The sequence below is a fragment of the Coprobacter tertius genome, assembly GCF_024330105.1.
Taxonomy (GTDB): domain Bacteria; phylum Bacteroidota; class Bacteroidia; order Bacteroidales; family Coprobacteraceae; genus Coprobacter; species Coprobacter tertius.
Genome location: NZ_JANDHW010000005.1, coordinates 149,650 through 166,615, shown reverse-complemented (window position 1 = coordinate 166,615; position 16,966 = coordinate 149,650). Strand labels below are relative to the sequence as shown.

The following is a 16,966-nucleotide window of genomic DNA, read 5'->3' as shown; positions in this document are numbered from 1 at the left end:
AATATGATATTTATGTATATATTGTTAACTAAAAAATAACAATGTAAAAATAAAAAAGGTCGGATAATCCTTTTTTTCTCTTATTTTACTTTTTCATTTTTTAGAGCCTATAAGATTTTATTTTTTAACGTTTACATATTGAGGCGAATTCGCAGTATTCGCATATTTCGGTATGAGGAGTCTGTGTAAAGGGGATTTCTTGGTCGAATATCCGATTCAGACATTTGTTAAAAGAAGATACGAATTCTTTATCGAATGGGGCGAAGTCGTGTACGGCTTCCGAGATGCGCTCGGGTTTGTAATAAATAAGCCAGTTGAATTTATTTTCAAACAACGATCTCAAATAATAAATTCCGGGTTCGATACGGTAACCCGGTTGCAAGCGGCTGTACATCATGGCATACATAAATACCTGCATTACGGCTTTGGGCCGGTTTTTTATTTCCGGATCGAATAATTCGTCGATACTTTTAAACGTTATTTCTCGGTTCGCTCCGGATCCCGGTCTTATTCCCGATTTGTAATCGATGATTCTTACAGTTCCGTCTTTTTCATCGATGCGGTCGATAAATGCTTTTAACCGCACTTTTTTTGTCCCGCCGAAATCGTGTTCCATTTCTATCAGCCTTTCTGACTCTATATAACGGAAAGGAGTCAGTTTACGATCGGCAGTCAGTGTTTTTTTTACATATTTCCGGATGATTTCACCAGCCAAAAAATTCTGCCCTGTAAGAGCACTCGGTTCTTTTTTTTGATAATAACATTCGGCAAAAGCGGTTTCTATAAAACGGGTCAGTGATTTTTCATCTTTTTGTATTTTTTCGAGAATATCGGCCGTTACCAATTGCCCTTGTAACCTCTGGTATATATATTCCATCACTTTGTGATAAATACTTCCGAAAGTACTGGCCTCGATATTTTCCGAAACGTCGTCGTCGGGTTGTATTCTTTCTACCGATTTAAGATAAAATTGCAAAGGACAATTGATGTATATATTTATAGCGCTGGCGGATAAAGCCTTGTCTCCGCCTTCGAGAAAGCGTTGTAACTTTTCCATGATCGGCCCGGTTTTCGTTACGACAAGGGGAGCTGCATCATTTACCGAAATATTGTAGGTAATCAGTTTTTCTTTTATCGGTAACCGATAATGATATTTCAACTGATAAAGGTAACGACTCATTTCTCCGGTTTCGGTACCTTCTGTGCGGGTATCGTATAGTAGAAATATATTTTTGGCCCGGTAAATCATCCGGTAAAAATAGTAAGCGTAAATGCTGTCTTGATGCTCTGTCGTAGATAAGCCGAATCCTTTTCTCAGATTATAAGGAATAAAGGTATTCGCTGTTTTTCGTATCGGGAAAATGCCTTCGTTTACCGATAATACGATCAGATTTTCGAAATCGAGAGCCCGGGTTTCGAGAACACCCATAATTTGCAGTCCCGATAAAGGTTCTCCTCGAAACGGGATTGATATATTTCCGGTCATTTTCGTAACAAGCCGAAAAAAAGTAGGTACGTTCATCGGGATGTCATATTCCGTAATAACCTCTTTCAGCCGGTTAATCGTAATATAATAATGGTATAAAAATTCTTTTTCGAGTGGCGATAAAGAAGTATAGTCCGAAGCTTCGGACTTTTCATCCGGATCTGTATTCATTTGCATATATTCGAGAATATCCAAAAGATATTCGGCAGCCTGGCGGATATCGTATATCGGGACGAATATTTTTTTCAGAAGATCGTTTATCTCTAATTCTTTTGCATCGATAAATACTTTATTATATCGCCTTATATCGTTGCTTAATGCGAATATGTCTTTTTCGCCCGAAAGCATGATGTAACGATGCGAAAGTAACGAGAGTACGTTGCGGTGGTAAAAAGCGGCGTTACCCTTTTGCATTTTTAGGTGTTTCTGCAAATCGAATATCGATTCGATCAGCCCGGCTACGGGTGTGTTGGAGAGGGTATATCCCATTGTCACATTCAATGGGTCGATTTCACCGGGCACGGAATACAGAACCGGTAACAGCAGATGTTCGTCGGGAAGAACGATTGCTGTGTTGATCGCTTTTTTTACATCCGGTATTTTATTTTCCCGGATAAGATTTTCTATTATTTCACCGGCTTGTTTGGCTTGTCCTACTGCCGACGGTATTCCGATTGTTTCGATGTGCTGCCGATGCCCGGTTTCGCCGGTAATATCGATCTCTAATTCGGAGGGAAACAGGATTCTGTTTTTCGAAAGGAAATAGGAGGCTTTATTATGTTTGTCTTTTACATACGGAGAAGCATCGTCCCAATAAAAATCGGCAATGCCACGATCCTTGAGTTTTTTCATAACGATTTCTTCGGAACGGGAAAGTACGTTTAGCCCGATAAAAACGATTTTTTTATATCCTGTATCCGGTAAGTTTCCAGCCATCGCTTTTTCGGCTACATCCCGGAAAATCATTCCTTCATAAGCCAGTTTTTTTTCTTTCAGGCGTTCTTTGAAATTACTGTAAAGAGAAAAAAGTATCTCCCAAATCGATAAAAATTCAATTTTTTTCTTACTTTCGTTTATGGGATTGAAATTGCTCCAAAATTGTTTTATGGCATCTATTTGATTCTTAGTAAGATAGTCGAATGATTCGTCAATTTCTTTCAGTTCTTTAATATTTCGGAAAAGCTGGCGGGCATCAGCGACGTATTTATCTACGTCGTCGAAATCATTGAGAAGCATGTCTCCCCAGAATACAAAATCATCGAACGATTCGTCGGAATGACCGAGTTTACCGTATTCTTTATATAGAATAAATAACATGCTGATACGATCGGCCGGACGATAAGGGGACAGTTTCTGGAAAAAGTCGTTGATCGTAAAGATGTCCGGAGAGAAAATAGGTTTTCCCGCAACTTCGGCGAGGTATTTCTGAAAAAATATCCCGGCACGGCGATTGGGGAATATGAATGCTATTTCTGAAAGATCGCCATTATACTCTTGATAGTATTTACGGGCGATGAGATACAGGAAAGGTTCCATGCGGACAATCGTTATATTACGTTACAAGTTTACGAAAAATAACCGATATGCCCAACTCGACGGCTATTTAATATAATAGGAGGTTGTTTTTAAATGTAAACATAAATACACACAACTTGTTATACTATAAATTAATTTTTTAACTGCGAAGATTATGAAAAAGTACATTTGTCTTGTTTGTGACTGGGTATACGATCCCGAAATAGGAGATCCCGATGGCGGTATAGAACCGGGAACCGCATTTGAAGATATCCCCGATGATTGGGTTTGCCCTATATGCGGGGTGGGTAAAGACGAGTTTGAACCTGTAAACGAGTAATTATTTTTTTTCCTTTCGCCGGTCTTGTATGCTTACAGGCCGGCGAACTTTATAAAAAGAGTGGATTTGTTAAAAGCCGGGTGGAAAAAACTTTTCTCCGACTTAAAAAAAACAGGGTAAAATTTGGAAATACCGATTTTTGAGCCTATATTAGGCGTATAAAATTAACCATAGGTATAACCATTAAAAACATTACTATTATGACTAAGACAATAACATTTAATGAACTTCGCCGTATTAAAGATTGCTTGCCTGATGGTTCGATGCACAGAATAGCCGATGAATTGAATGTAACCGTACAGACCGTACGAAACTACTTCGGTGGTAATAATTATGAATATGGTAAAAACTGTGGTTTGCACATCGAACCGGGTCCCGAAGGCGGTATTGTAGTTCTCGATAATACTCAGATATATGACATGGCAATGAAGATTCTCGAAGAAGAGAATACGGTTGCCGAATAAATGAATATAAACGCTAAAAATAATGCATTATGGACGATGACAGATTAATTACAATAGCCATTTACACCTACGAGAAAGCTCAGATAATCAAAGGTATCCTTGAAAGCGAGAATATTCCCGTGGCTATCCAGAATGTAAATCTCATACAGCCTGTTATATCGTCTGGTGTACGGGTAAGAATACGGGAAAAAGATTTGCCTCATGCACTTCAAATCCTCGAGCAATATTCTATCTTCAATGAAAAAGAGGCCGAGCCCGATGCTCCTGCTGTACACGAAAAACGCATCCTTATTCCTATCGACTTTTCCGATTATTCTTTTAAAGCCTGTCAGATAGGCTTCGATTTCGCTAAAAATCACGATGCGAAAGTCATGTTACTTCACGTATATTTCAGTCCTTATTTCCCCGGAGCGATTCCTGTAACCGATACCTTTACTTATGAGGTTACCGAAGATGAAGCTCTGAAACAGGTACAAGTACGGGTAAAAAAAGATATGAAATTGTTTTCTGAAATGCTTCACCAGAAAATAAAAGACGGCTTGCTCGCCGATGTGAAGTTCGATTATACCCTGAGGGAAGGGATTCCCGAAGATGAGATCAATCATTATTGTAGAGAATACCAGCCTACCCTGGTAGTTATGGGTACAAGAGGGAAAGACCAGAAGGAGCTCGATCTTATCGGTAGCGTAACGGCGGAAGTTCTTGATTTTGCGAAGTTTCCCGTTTTCGCCATCCCCGAAAATGTATCTTTCTCGATGCTCGACGAGGTAAACAATATCGCCTTCTTTACCAATTTCGACCAGCAGGATCTGATTGCTCTCGATACGTTTATGAGACTTTTCGGTGATTATAAGTTTAAGATAACTTTTGTACACATGTCGGCTAAGCCGGATACCTGGAATGAAATAAAACTCGCCGGTATAAAAGAATATTTCGGAAAACATTATCCGGGACGGGAAGCCAATTATACCATTATCGATAATAATAATTTCCTCGATGGGGTAGAAAAACTGGTACGTTCCGAAAAAATAGATATTCTGACCATAACAAACCGGAAGCGGAATATATTCGCCCGGTTATTTAATCCGAGTATCGCGCATAAGATGTTGTTCCATGCCGATACCCCATTATTGGTAATTCCTTCGTAAAAAGTCTCGCCTGTAGTTGTGAGACCGGGGCGGAGTGAATTTTAAGAAAATCTAAGGGTGAAAAAGAGGGCATCCCGGTAAGCCGGGGTACCCTCTTTTGTTGTTATTTCCTTATCATGGCGTTATATCCCGGACGCAACGTACGGATCGTCCTTTTCCGTCTGAGTAATAATCACCAGCAGTAACCGCAGAACTTATCTGTAATTCTAAGAAGTAACCACCGGTGGTACCCATCCTATCAGTCGACCAATAGATGCCTTTTATCTCTTTGGGAGAATCACTACTACCGGATAAAGGGAACCAGCAACCGACATTTCCTTCGATCTTGTTGTCTGAGAGAGCGAAGGCCCTTTGTTTGCTGAAAAGCATCCTGCCGGCTATGGAGCCCTGTTCAGCATTCGACGGTACTCTCCATCCGGTAGCCAGGTCGCCTTCGTAGTGCATATTGGTGCCAAAGGAGGCGCATTCGTTCGGGGCCTCGAAAAAACTATGATAGGTTCCTTTATAACTCCCATTCTGTAAACCGTTGTCGTCGCTAAGGGGGTCGTTCGAGTAGTTGAGCCCTACCAGCGAACCGCCGGGGCCGCGGGGCATGGTCCCTACGTTGCGGTCGGCCCAAAGCAGGTTGCCCGCTTTTATATCGCCGATCTTGCACCCGCTCTTGATGACGACGCTTTGCGAGACGGTAAATTCCGAGAGGCTCGTGCCCGGTTTGGGTACGGCCGTGACAATGATTTCCCCTTCGATGTCTCTATCACCGGGTCCGGTGCGGAACACGTTCAGGAAGAGGTTTTGCCCGCTTTCTCCCGTTACGATGCTGTAGTCCGTCTTCGAGGTTTGCAGGGGGCCTGCGGTTTGGGAGTCATCCCGATTGTCGAGGCTCAGAAAGGCGTCTGAGTTTTTATTGAAGGTAGAGGTCGCTTTGAAGGTGTAGTTCACGGGGTCCGCCAGGATGACGTTGAAGCGCTGTGAGTAGGAGACCCCGTTTTGGCTACCTGTCCGGGAGGTAAAGCCGTCTATCTCCAGCCGACCCAGAAAACTGGGTACGAGAGTGACCTTGTAGGGGCTGGTGGCCTGTACGAAGGTGACGTGCACGGGGGGTACGTTGTTGTCGGGGGTACCGTCGGCCAGATACCGTCTTACCGTGGCCGTTCCCCGGCGCTCTCCTTCGGTATTGGCCAGGAAAGTGAGACTTAGAGAGCCGCTGTTCGAGCCTTCGGGGGTGAACTCGTTGATATAAGTGACGAGGTTATTGTCTACCTCGGCCTTCCACCGGGAGGCGGCGCTTCCGGTAATTACTTGCAGGGATACGATTCCTCCCTGTCCGGGCACGGTATAATCGAAGTCGCCCGAACGGCCTTCTACAGTGAGCATCTGCGGGTCGTTGATCGAGGACATTTGTATGACGTTTATCGTGAGCGATACGGTAGAGGAAATTTCCGTTACGCTGACTGTCAGGGCGGCATTTCGGGTAAAGAGTTCGTTGTTGTCTCCATTGGTGATGATGCTGAAACTCTCATCGTTCACCCGCTCGAAGCGGAAGGCATTGTCCGGGTTATTCTTCCATTCAGGTTTCCAGCCCGTTCCTTGTTTTACCGATACCTTAATAACTTCCGAGGATCCGGCCGAGCTGGCCAGCACGACCGAGGTGCGAGAGAGGGTGAGAAAGTTTCCGGTGTTGTCGGTTACGGTGCTTCCGCTTTCGCTTTCCCAGCTGTCGTCCACCACGTAGTCGAGCAGCTTTTCTTTTTCGTTTACGGCGCCTTCTTCCGTTTCGGCACCTTCGCTTTTTACGTTGCCGATGGTAAGCGTGTACACGTAGTTTCGTTTAAGGAACTGTCCGCTGCCGTTGTCGCTTACGTTGGCGCGGTAATAGGTTAGTCGGGTAGTATTTTCCGGTTGACCCGGGGCCTGGTAATAGCCGGCTATCATCAGGCAGGTGGTCTGCTTGTCGTCCTGGGCGGTGTACGAGACGATATTGGGGAAGGCGTACAGCCCGCCTCCGTTGAGGTCTTGCCGCAGGCTGCCCGGTAGTCCTGTGGGATCCGGCGCGTCGACATATCCGAGGGGCAGGTCTCCCGGGGACGGGGGCGTTGCCGAGGTACCCCGCACGATATCGCCCGCCGGGGCCGATTCGTGATAAAAGTATCCTTTGTTGCGGTAGTTGCATACCTTCACCCATTCTATTTTCAGGCGGTCAGCTACGAGGTTCGACACGTCGAACCGGGCGACGGCACGGCTGAATTTCACCGATACGCCCAGGTCGGTGTCGGTGGGGGCCGGTCCGGTGAGGGTGGTCTCTTCCCCGTCTTTTCCCAACAACACGCCGTAGAAAGGCAACGGGGCGGTTACCCGGGCGATGTCCGAGGCGAGTTGCCCCTGTATCTCCTGTTTCATCTTGCTGTAGGTGCGGGTGCTGTAATCGGCGGCGTATTGGGTGAGGCTCTTGCCTTCGGGGGCGTATTTTTTGTAATTGCCGATGACTAGGAGCCGGTACTTTTGGCCCTGCAGGATGGTGGGGGGCAAGGGCAGGGGAAAGCTTCCGGCCGTTCCGCCGCCCTCGGGTACGGTAACCGACTGGCAGTCGATGTAGCTTTCGTTGGCCGGGTCCTCGTCGGCCTTATAGAAAAAGACGGCCACGTCTCTTACCTCTTTTTCGGGACCGGTGGCCGCCGCCCGCGAGAGGGGCGTTTCGAAAGAGTAGCTGACGGTGTATACCCGTCCGCTTGCCGGGACTTCGAGCCGGGCGTCTTCCAGGGTGCATCCGCCGAAGGCGGCAGGGAGCAGGAGGCAAAGCAGGACAGCCCTTAGGGCGTAGAAAGGATGTAAAGTCTTCATATCGTGGTGTTGCTGGGTTGTCGTTTTTTTATTGTCGGGCTTTTCTCAGAAATCTTTGTCGAAATTGTCGCCGTCGGTCCAGTCCTCGGGGGTGTCCGGTCGCTGTTCGATGGCGATTTCGAAGGCCAGGCGGTGTATTTTTACCGTCAATACCGCGTTTTTCTCTTGCGAGTCGGCCAACCGGGTTTTGGTTTTTATCCGCAGGCTTCCCCCGGCTTTCAGGGCGGGTTTGGTCACTTCGAAGGCGTCGTCCGAGACTATCGAAGCGTCGGTAAAGTTTACCCCGTCGAGGCTCATCAGCCATTGGGCGGGCTCCACGTTGCTTTCGATGGCGATGGCCGCTTCGATGCCGGCGTTACCGGGCAGAAGTATCTTTTTTTGTTCCACATATACGTGGTCTACCCCGTCGAAGATGACGTCTTGCGACCAGTCGTTCCAGGCCAGCACGGTGGCGGTGATGTTTACCGTGCGGCTCTCATAAGCCTCTTCGGGGGTTTTCTCGCCGTCTCCCGAGACCGAGGTGACGCTCATCCGGTAACGGTGGTTGCGCAGCAGGTCGCAGAGTAATTGTCCGTTGCGGAAGTCGATACGGTAATAGCTGTCGGGATGGTTATCGTAGGAGCCCTGTACGACCAGGGCGCAGCGGCGGGTGTGGTTCGCGTCGCCGGGCTGTCCGGCGCCTCCCTGTATAATGTCGGCTTCGGGCAGGTAGATCGAGGAGGTAAAAGCGGTCGCCCCCTCGGGTACGGCATACCGGAACGGCACGGTGGCGGGGCGGCCGGCTGTCGAAGGGACTGTTACCCGCCCCAGGCCGGGGTCGAAGGCGCCCTCGACGGGCATATAGGCGTACCGGTCGTTGGGTTTAAAGACATATATCCCCTTCAGCCGGAAGGGGATGGGCTGTCCCCCGGCATCGTTGCCGTTCCAATGGTCGGGGTCGGCTCCCAGACCGATGTCTACCCGGGCCAGGGCCCGGGTCAGGCCCACGGTGATCTTTTGCGGTCGTCGCGAGGCCGCGACCCGATCGGCGGCTTCGCCCCACATGATGAAGCCTTCGCTACGGGTAAGGGGCGGGCCGGTAATTTCGTCGCTGAGGAGCATCCGTTGTATTTCGGCATAGGTTTTCCCCTTGTACAGGTTCAGGTTATCGGTCGAGAGCCGGGAGGCGGCGTTGGCCAGTACCACGCAGCGGAATTCCTGTCCGGCGCTGCCGGCCACCTCGAGCCGGGCGGTGAAAGTTTTGCCCTCGCCCGGGGCGGCGCCCGCCTCCTCGCCCGGTACAACCGAGTGCACGGTGCCGTCCCCCTCTCGTATGAAGAAGACGTACAGGTTGCTCACCCGGGCTTCCTCTTCGGCGGTCAGGCCTCGGGAGGGGTTCCCCCCCGAGGGAGTAATCAACCGCAGGGTCACCGGCACGGTTTCCTCCCCCGCCGGGGCTTCGCCGGCCGCTGAATAGGATTCCACCAGGCATCCTGTCAGAGCCAGGCAGAGCGTCGGAAGCAGCAGCAACAGGGCGGCCGTCCTTTTGGGGAACGGTCTCTTCCTTGATTTTACGCGGGGATGTGTACGGGTTTTCATTCGTGTATCGGTTTATATGTCTTCGTCGATGGGGACGTATTCCCACCCGTTGACGAAAATGCGTACGGTGGTATGGGTGCAGGCGAAACGGAGTTCCACGACATACTCATGGGTATTATCGAGGGCTTCCTGGGTGTCGTATCCCGTTCCCCTGAGCCATTGGGTCAGGCCGGCGCGGTAAATGACCTGGCCGGGTTTACGGGGATCGGTGAGGATGATCTCCGGTTCTTGCGGTTCGTCCAGACGCAGGGTCATCTTGTGGAAGACCGCGTCGAAACCGTTGGGAATGTTCTCGTTGCGGCCTGAATTTTCCAGCACGAAAGCCGGAAGGGGCAGGTAGGAGTTGTCGAACTTCAGTCCCCCGTCGGCCGCCAACATACAGGCGTAGGGATAGGGCCGGGCTTCGTCACAGGGGCTGCCGTCGGGCTTTAGGTAACGCACCTGCAGGCGGATGACCTTGGTATCGCGGTAGAGCGGGATGACGCCGCCGGTTTTTTTCCCCGACTCGACCCGCAGCGTTCCGGTGCGGCCGTGGTAGAGGAATTTTTCGGGACCGCTGACTCTTTGGAGGCCTGTATCCGCTTTTCCGGAAACGCTAAGTCCGGAAAGGAGGATACAGGCTTCCTCCAGGGTGGTCATCCCGGGCACGAAAGGATCGGGCGATACCCTCAGGTCTTTTTGCAAGTTGCCCCAGGCCGCGACGGTATAGTCTCCCGGGGGAAGTTCCAGCTCGTAGCGGCGGTCGGACGTGAAAGGCCCCTGCCGGTCGGTCAGGGTACGGAGGAAACGCCCGCGGGAGTCGAAAACGAACAGGTCGGCCCGTTCGATGGGCAGTTTGCCGGCCGCCTGCCCGCCTGTCCGGTAAGACAGGCTCAGGCTCAGACCGGTGTTTTGGGGACAGAGAGACAGGTCATCCAAGACGCAACCGCTCAGGATCGCTGCCAGCGGTAGTATATACATCCATTTGCCTATCTTTCTCATGTTTTGTTTTCTTTCCTTTTCAGATTTGCTTTATTTTACTTTAGGGTGATCGTTCACTTTAGCCCTGTCATCCCGAGGCCCTGCCGAAGGATGACAGGGATCGGGAAGTGGTGACGAAGAAGTCATTACAAGTCGTCTTCGGTATCGACGGTGTACCAGGGCATGACGGTAATAACGGCCGTAACATTGGTCAGGTCGGCATCCACCGGTTTGTCGGGGTCTTTGTCCAGATCGCCCTCGGTGGGATCGCCGATAGTGGCGAAAGAGGTTACCGTGGCGCCATAGTGGTTGTTGCGGCGTACCAAGTGCCGTTTAGCGCCGGCGACCGTTTCGTAGAGATTCAGCCGGTAATAGCTGAAGCCGTTGGCGTAATAGCCCAGGTAACGGTCTACGATGGCCGCGTCCGTGGCGTTAAGCTCGGTACCGGGAGTGGAGATCGTGCCGGTGGCCCGTTGGTAGGCTTCTTTCAGGTCGGTGGCGGTGAAATCGTCCGTGGGCGTGAATCCCGCGGTCGTCAGGGTGATCGAAGCCGATACTTTCACGAAAATACGCATGGCCTCGAAAGCCGCGTCGACGTCGGTAAACACCCACCGTTCCTTAATGCCGTTATCCATTTTCGCCCGGACGTCGGCCGGAACTTCGCGCATGTGCCAGAAACTCTTGTCGCCCGTGGTATTGTCATACCCGGTCGTAGCGGCCGTATTACGGATCAGACCGATGTCGGTCAGAGTGATCGTGCCGGCGATGTCGTCGGGGGCGATGCTGCTTACCTGTGTGGTAATGCCGTAATAGCTGGTGTTGCCGCGTACCTGCCGGTTGTTGCTGTTTTCGCTGATAAATACCGTGGGACCTACCACGGGAGTGCCCCCCGTAACCGACAAGGTGGTATGGGCCGCGTCGGTGCCGTTAATGGCGTATCCGCCGAAGTAATACGGGGTAAAGGTGGCCTGCAGCTTCATGTCATTCTCGGAGGTACCGTCGAAGGCGTTATAGAAGGCGGCGAAGGGGCGGATATCCCGGTCGATGCCCGCGTTGTCGATGCCCGCATCTACGTTATCGTTGATATACTGCTGTACGTATAGTGTGGAGCGGTTGATGTTGCGCACCCCGTACCATACGTCGTCCTTGAGTTTGAATATGCCGTCGGCGGTCGCTTTCTCGGTGCCTTTGAGCGCCACTTTCAGGTCGGCCTTGGCCACGGCCCGCAGCACGTTGAAGTTAAAGCGGTTCACGTCGGCGTCCTCGGCCGTACCTCCGGAGGCCTGTTCCTTGCTGATGCCCGGAAGCAGCGTTTTCACGGCGTTACGGTCGGCTACGTTGCTCATAACGAACTTCCCCGATACCGGCAATTCTTTGAAACCCTCGCCCATATCCGTATCACCGGCGGCGGCGCCCGTATATTTTTGGTCGCTCATCAGCGCGTAGAAATCGGATAACAGGGCCGTATTTTCGGCCAGGCCGGCCAGACGACCGGTAATCTGCGTTTTATCACTCGTTGCCCCGGCCACAATGTAGATACGCCGAGGACCCGAAGTCGTTTGTACCGTCAGGTCGGTCGCGGCGCCGGTGACCGTAAAGGCGACATTGTTGAGCAAAAGGCCCGTCACGTTATCGAAAATAAGCAGGCGGCCGTCGCTGACCGTGTTGTCATCTTTACCTGCGGCGCCCTCCATGGCGGTTCGGGAACGAGGTTGGTTGCCTTCGATACGGAAGCTGAACGAAGCGTACGTGTCTTTACCTAAAGGAACCGCACCCGGGCCGTCGGCCGCAGGTTGATCTTCCTGGCTGCACGAAGCCAGAGTTAATACGGACAAAGCCGCAAAAAATAAATGCTTGAAATGTTTCATAATTGGTAGTTATTAAGTGATAAATAGTAAAGATTGATAAATGTATCGGTCGGGAAATTATCTCCCGGGACAGGATGCCGGAGGAGTATATCGATTTGAAAAACGGTTCGTATAGCTGCGAACAGCACGAGTGTCGATTGAGTCATGAAACGCTGGTTTTCCGGTGCCGATTTCCTCTTTTTTTATAGTGTCTCTTTCTTTGTAAGAAAGAGACACTATAAAAACTGCCTTATTATATATCTGATAATAAACCTTTTATTTTCATAAAAACAAACAGATATCAACAGATATTCTCCTTTTGGAAAATAATTATATAAATTAAAATCAAGAAAATATTCTTAATTATTTGCTTAATACACCTTTAAACTCTATTTTTGCGCAGTAAATATAACGCGCCGAAACTGAGAGGCTGAGCTTGTCTCTTTCTTACAAAGAAAGAGACAATTTTTTTTAATAATAAAACGATTTTCAACTTATGGGTATGTGATTTTGATTTGTCATATTCTTGTTTTACACTCCGGCTTTTCTCATTGTTTTTTATGTTGTTATCGATTTTCTTTTTCCCGATTGGGCTTCCGGGTCGTTTTGTTCCGTTTCTCAACATCAGATTAACCATATCCTCTACTTCACGATCGACTTTATGAATAGAAATTTTCGAGAGATAAATTTGAGTGGTACGTATAGAAGTATGTCCCAGGCATTGGCTGATGAGTTCGACCGGTTTTCCGGCTTCGAGCATCAGTGTCGCCCAAGTATGTCTTATTACGTAAGTAGTGAGGGGAGTAGAGAGTCCCGCTTTTTCACCGATTGCGAGAGCATGCCGGTTGACACGACGTAATGCGGATTCTTCGCCGATTTCTTTTTCTTTTATTTTATGGTGCATATGTAGGAAGGGAAAAACATAAGGTGAATTGATACGGCTGTAGTCATTCATAATCTTCAATGCTTCGGGCGGTACGATGAAGTTGATCGGAATACCGGTTTTACTGCGTAAATATTGTATATGCCCATGAGCGTCGACCGCATTACGGCGCAAGTTGAAAATATCTTGAAATACCATTCCCCGCATATAAAGCATAAAAAGTAGAAGATCGAGTGTTTCTTTCTGTGAGCGGCTGAGCCGGCAACGCAGCTTGGTGGAAAGTAATCCTCGTACTTCCCGTTGTGAGAGGGCTCTGCCCGAACGGCGTATGCCTTTAATTGCGATCCCTTCGAACGGATTGACTCGTAGATGTTGGTCGTGTACCAGCAGTTTGACGGCCTGATTATACAGAGCACGGGTGTTGCGAACGTAAAAATCGGCAGTTTGTGGTTTGCCGGGATGTTGCCGGTGGAGCCAGTCGACAAATCCCGATACCCATTCGGGGGATATGTCGCGTAAATAAAATTTACGTGTATCCGTTCCTATGTATTTGTTTACTTTGGAAACCGTCGCCAAGTAGTTTGCCGCTGTACGTAATTTTCCGGATTCTTTTTTACTATCGATTATTTTATTTAATATATCAGGCAGGGGATAATTCAGGTTGCTTTCATTCTTCATATTAGTCATCTGTTACAATCGTTAATCGCTTTACCGGTGCGAATTAATCTAAAAAAACAGCATGACTTAGCGAACTTGCTCTATGTTTTCGCCGACTGTTAAAACAAAAACAGGGCGACGCCGATAATGCGATGGTTAGCTACCGAACGGGGATTTATAATTTTACCGTTCGATTTATCTAATGTGCCGTATGCTGCCGAACAATAGGTATATTCCAGTCCGAATCTCCAGTGGGGGAGATTGTAGGTGAGTTCGGCTCCGGCTGTTATCAACCGGTCGAGGTCGGTGCCGGTACCGAAAACTTGAAATACCGGTTTACGGGCTCCTAAATTTTTGATATAGCCGGCGAATATTCCCGGTTTCCATTTACTCCCGTAAACAATATTTATCCACGAGCTTGAATTCCGTAGCGGGGTATATTCCTGCTTTCCGGTAAGGTTATCGATAGATGTGATACCGAATCCACCCAGCATCGAAGTTTGGGTAAGGTTAGAACCCAGTATGCTTTTGGCGCCGATATACCATTTTTCGCTCGTATATTTAGCATGTATTTCATACGATGCGGAAGTGAGACGCTCGTTTACTTTAAATATTTTTTCTATACCGTTGTTTACCGTAGATTGAGTTCTGTATTTAAGGGAGAGCAATTCGATGCCTACTCCGGCCAACCAGTGTTTGTTTTTGAAATCGATGCCGAAATAAAATTCGGGAACACAACTATATTTGATGTAATTTTGGCTTTTTACATTATTTAGTCCGACCGAGAGATACTGTGATTGCCAGATAGCCGCTCCGGTAAATTGTATTTTTTTATTAGTAAACCGGTATCGTATCTGGGGAGCTCTGCTGAAAGGCTGGAAAGGCGCTCCTACCGATAAATTGAGTATTTGGGGCGATACCTCGCCGAACAAGGGGTGCCAGGTTTGGCCGATTAGCAATACCGAATTACCCCAATCGAGATTAAAATAAGCATGACGTAAACGAACGGTAGAAAAAGATGTTCCGGAACCTCTGAAATCGGCCTCTATTTTAGCGGATGTTTTGGCTTTTCCTAATGCAGGTCCTGTAAGATCCAGCCCTAAACGGGAATATAATACATAGAAACTGCCGTTGGCTGTCGCATTCAGGTCTTTCCCGTTTGAGTCGTAAACTTTGTCTTTAGGATACATGTAAAATAGTCCGTCGACGGTTTCTTCATTTGCACGGCTGTTGTAAAACAAATCTGTTCGTATTTGACCGTAAAATTTGTAACTGAAGTTCTTTTTTTGTGCGTAACCATTAATCACAGTCAGTAATAAAACTGTAAAAAATAAAAGTTTCCTCATGTGTATACTCTTGTTAATCGTGCGCAAAAGTAAGATTTTTTTTATATCGGCTGTAAAGTGGCATTGGTAAATTATAGAAAAAATAAATTTTGTAAAGATAATCTGCCGTTTATTACGAAAGAAATCGGTGTAACTCCAAAGGCGGATTTCCTAAAATATCTTTATCGAAATACTTTTAACCGGTAAGTTTTTATTATATTTGAAACCTGAAAAAACACACGAATTCATTCACAAATATTTAAACTAATGAAAAACAAAACTTCTCTTTCGGCACTACTCGCCGTGCTTTTCGGATTTTTTGTCATGGGGTTTTGCGATGTGGTCGGTATTGCGACTACTTATGTAAAACAGGCATTCGATCTGAGTGAAACTTTCGCCGGTTTTATTCCGTCGATGGTATTTTTCTGGTTTCTTTTATTATCGGTACCTACCGCGATTCTTATGAATAAGATCGGCCGTAAAAATACGGTTTTGGTGAGTATGATCATTACCATTATCGGAATGATGCTGCCTTTTATAACTTATAATCTGACGTCTTGTATGTTGGCTTTCGCATTTCTCGGTATAGGTAATACGATTCTGCAAGTATCGCTGAATCCTTTATTGACGAATGTGGTAAAAGGAGACGCTCTTACGAGTTCTCTTACCGGAGGTCAGGTGATTAAAGCCGTGTCTTCGTTTTGCGGGCCGTTTATCGCAGCTTTTGCTCTGAATACTTTGGGAGATTGGATGTATCTTTTCCCGATTTTTGCAGGTATCACCTTAATTTCTACGTTGTGGCTCATATTCAGTCATGTAGAAGAAGAACCTCAGGAAAAAGCATCTTCAATGGGAGCGACTTTCGGGTTGCTGAAAGATAAAACGATATTGTTATTGTTCCTCGGAATTATTTTTGTAGTAGGTACCGATGTAGGTATGAATACTCTTTCTCCGAAATTGTTAATCGAACGTTGCGGGTTGCCGCATGATGTAGCCGGATACGGATCGAGTGTATATTTTGCATTGCGTACGATAGGAGCCTTGTTGGGTGCTGTTGTTTTGGCAAAATATTCGGCTATGAAATATTTTCGCATCAATATTATCGTGTCTATTGCCGCAATTATTTCTTTGTTCTTTATACAGGGTGAAATGCCGATATATATTATCGTAGGACTTATCGGTTTTACAATTTCCAGTATTTTCCCGATTATCTATTCTATGGCATTGCAGAGCAGACCCGATAAAGCAAACGAAATTTCGGGACTTATGATCACCGGTGTATTCGGCGGTGCTGTAGCTCCTCCTTTAATGGGATATGCAACAGATTTGGTCGGTAGCCAGAACGGTTCGGTATTCGTAATTCTTATATGTATATTATATCTGACTTACTGCTCATTTGGAGTAAAAGTAAAAAAATAATATTTTTTGAATCTGATATTATTTATGAAAAACCGGTTTTGAAAGAAACCGGTTTTTTTCTTGGAAAAAATTTGGCGAATCCTTTTTTCATCTAAAAAAGAATCGTATTTTTGTTACGTATTGGTTCATACTTTGTTTTCTGCAAAGTTGATTAAAAGGGAATCGGGTGTAACTCCCGGACAGTCCCGCTGCTGTGAATCTCCGTTATTGTTTTATTCATTACCCAATGCCACTGTCTGTATGACGGGAAGGCGGATAAAACAGGAGAAAGTCAGAAGACCTGCCATACTTTGTTTTTGCCGAAACTTGCGAGGAACGGGTTTCAGAGACGATTTATATTATCCAATATATTGTTTTCTGTATTTGTGGTACTCATGGCGATAATTCCTATCCCTGTCGCCGTTTCTTTACAATCCTGAAAAGCCTTGGTACACGATAGTTGTATTTAAGGCTTTTTTGTTGCAAAAAAGCGGGCGATATGAAAATTGATTACTTTTGTATTTCGA

General features: G+C 47.3%; 11 protein-coding genes and 1 riboswitch. Of the genes, 4 read left to right on the top strand and 7 right to left on the bottom strand.

Features of this window, described 5'->3' with window-relative positions; genetic code table 11:
- Positions 1–124 precede the first annotated feature (124 nt).
- The gene (locus NMU02_RS06745) at positions 125–3,022 is read right to left on the bottom strand and encodes a PD-(D/E)XK nuclease family protein (RefSeq protein ID WP_255026804.1); all 2,898 of its coding nucleotides are present in this window, start codon (positions 3,020–3,022) and stop codon (positions 125–127) included.
- Positions 3,023–3,176: 154 nt separating this feature from the next.
- Between NMU02_RS06745 and rd the strand changes: the two genes are divergently transcribed.
- The 3 genes from rd to NMU02_RS06730 all read left to right on the top strand — a co-directional run bounded on the left by rd (position 3,177) and on the right by NMU02_RS06730 (position 4,953).
- Positions 3,177–3,341 carry a rubredoxin gene (rd, locus tag NMU02_RS06740; protein ID WP_255026803.1) on the top strand — a complete coding sequence of 55 codons (165 nt, stop codon included), beginning with the start codon at positions 3,177–3,179 and terminating at the stop codon, positions 3,339–3,341.
- Between the two features lie 200 nt (positions 3,342–3,541).
- Positions 3,542–3,805, top strand: coding sequence for a DNA-binding protein (locus NMU02_RS06735; RefSeq protein WP_255026799.1), 264 nt, complete (start codon positions 3,542–3,544; stop codon positions 3,803–3,805).
- 29 nt (positions 3,806–3,834) lie between these two features.
- Positions 3,835–4,953, top strand: a complete 1,119-nt coding sequence (locus tag NMU02_RS06730) for a universal stress protein (RefSeq protein WP_255026798.1) — start codon at positions 3,835–3,837, stop codon at positions 4,951–4,953.
- Positions 4,954–5,067: 114 nt separating this feature from the next.
- Here the strand turns inward: NMU02_RS06730 and NMU02_RS06725 are convergent, their stop codons facing one another.
- The 6 genes from NMU02_RS06725 to NMU02_RS06700 form a co-directional block, all read right to left on the bottom strand.
- Positions 5,068–7,791: a hypothetical protein gene (locus NMU02_RS06725; RefSeq protein WP_255026797.1), complete on the bottom strand. Its 2,724-nt coding sequence runs from the start codon at positions 7,789–7,791 to the stop codon at positions 5,068–5,070.
- A gap of 45 nt (positions 7,792–7,836) precedes the next feature.
- Positions 7,837–9,369, bottom strand: a complete 1,533-nt coding sequence (locus tag NMU02_RS06720) for a hypothetical protein (RefSeq protein ID WP_255026795.1) — start codon at positions 9,367–9,369, stop codon at positions 7,837–7,839.
- 12 nt (positions 9,370–9,381) lie between these two features.
- Positions 9,382–10,350 carry a FimB/Mfa2 family fimbrial subunit gene (locus NMU02_RS06715; RefSeq protein ID WP_255026793.1) on the bottom strand — a complete coding sequence of 323 codons (969 nt, stop codon included), beginning with the start codon at positions 10,348–10,350 and terminating at the stop codon, positions 9,382–9,384.
- Positions 10,351–10,475: 125 nt separating this feature from the next.
- Positions 10,476–12,197, bottom strand: coding sequence for an Mfa1 family fimbria major subunit (locus tag NMU02_RS06710; RefSeq protein WP_255026792.1), 1,722 nt, complete (start codon positions 12,195–12,197; stop codon positions 10,476–10,478).
- A gap of 361 nt (positions 12,198–12,558) precedes the next feature.
- Positions 12,559–13,737 carry a tyrosine-type recombinase/integrase gene (locus tag NMU02_RS06705; RefSeq protein ID WP_255026791.1) on the bottom strand — a complete coding sequence of 393 codons (1,179 nt, stop codon included), beginning with the start codon at positions 13,735–13,737 and terminating at the stop codon, positions 12,559–12,561.
- A gap of 98 nt (positions 13,738–13,835) precedes the next feature.
- A complete protein-coding gene (locus NMU02_RS06700) occupies positions 13,836–15,062 on the bottom strand; it encodes a DcaP family trimeric outer membrane transporter (RefSeq protein ID WP_255026789.1) in 1,227 nt (408 codons plus the stop codon).
- Between the two features lie 246 nt (positions 15,063–15,308).
- Here NMU02_RS06700 and NMU02_RS06695 point away from each other — a divergent pair, with 246 nt between their 5' ends.
- Positions 15,309–16,460, top strand: a complete 1,152-nt coding sequence (locus NMU02_RS06695) for an MFS transporter (protein ID WP_255026788.1) — start codon at positions 15,309–15,311, stop codon at positions 16,458–16,460.
- A 104-nt stretch (positions 16,461–16,564) separates the two neighbouring features.
- Positions 16,565–16,761: riboswitch (cobalamin riboswitch) on the top strand.
- Positions 16,762–16,966 lie beyond the last annotated feature (205 nt).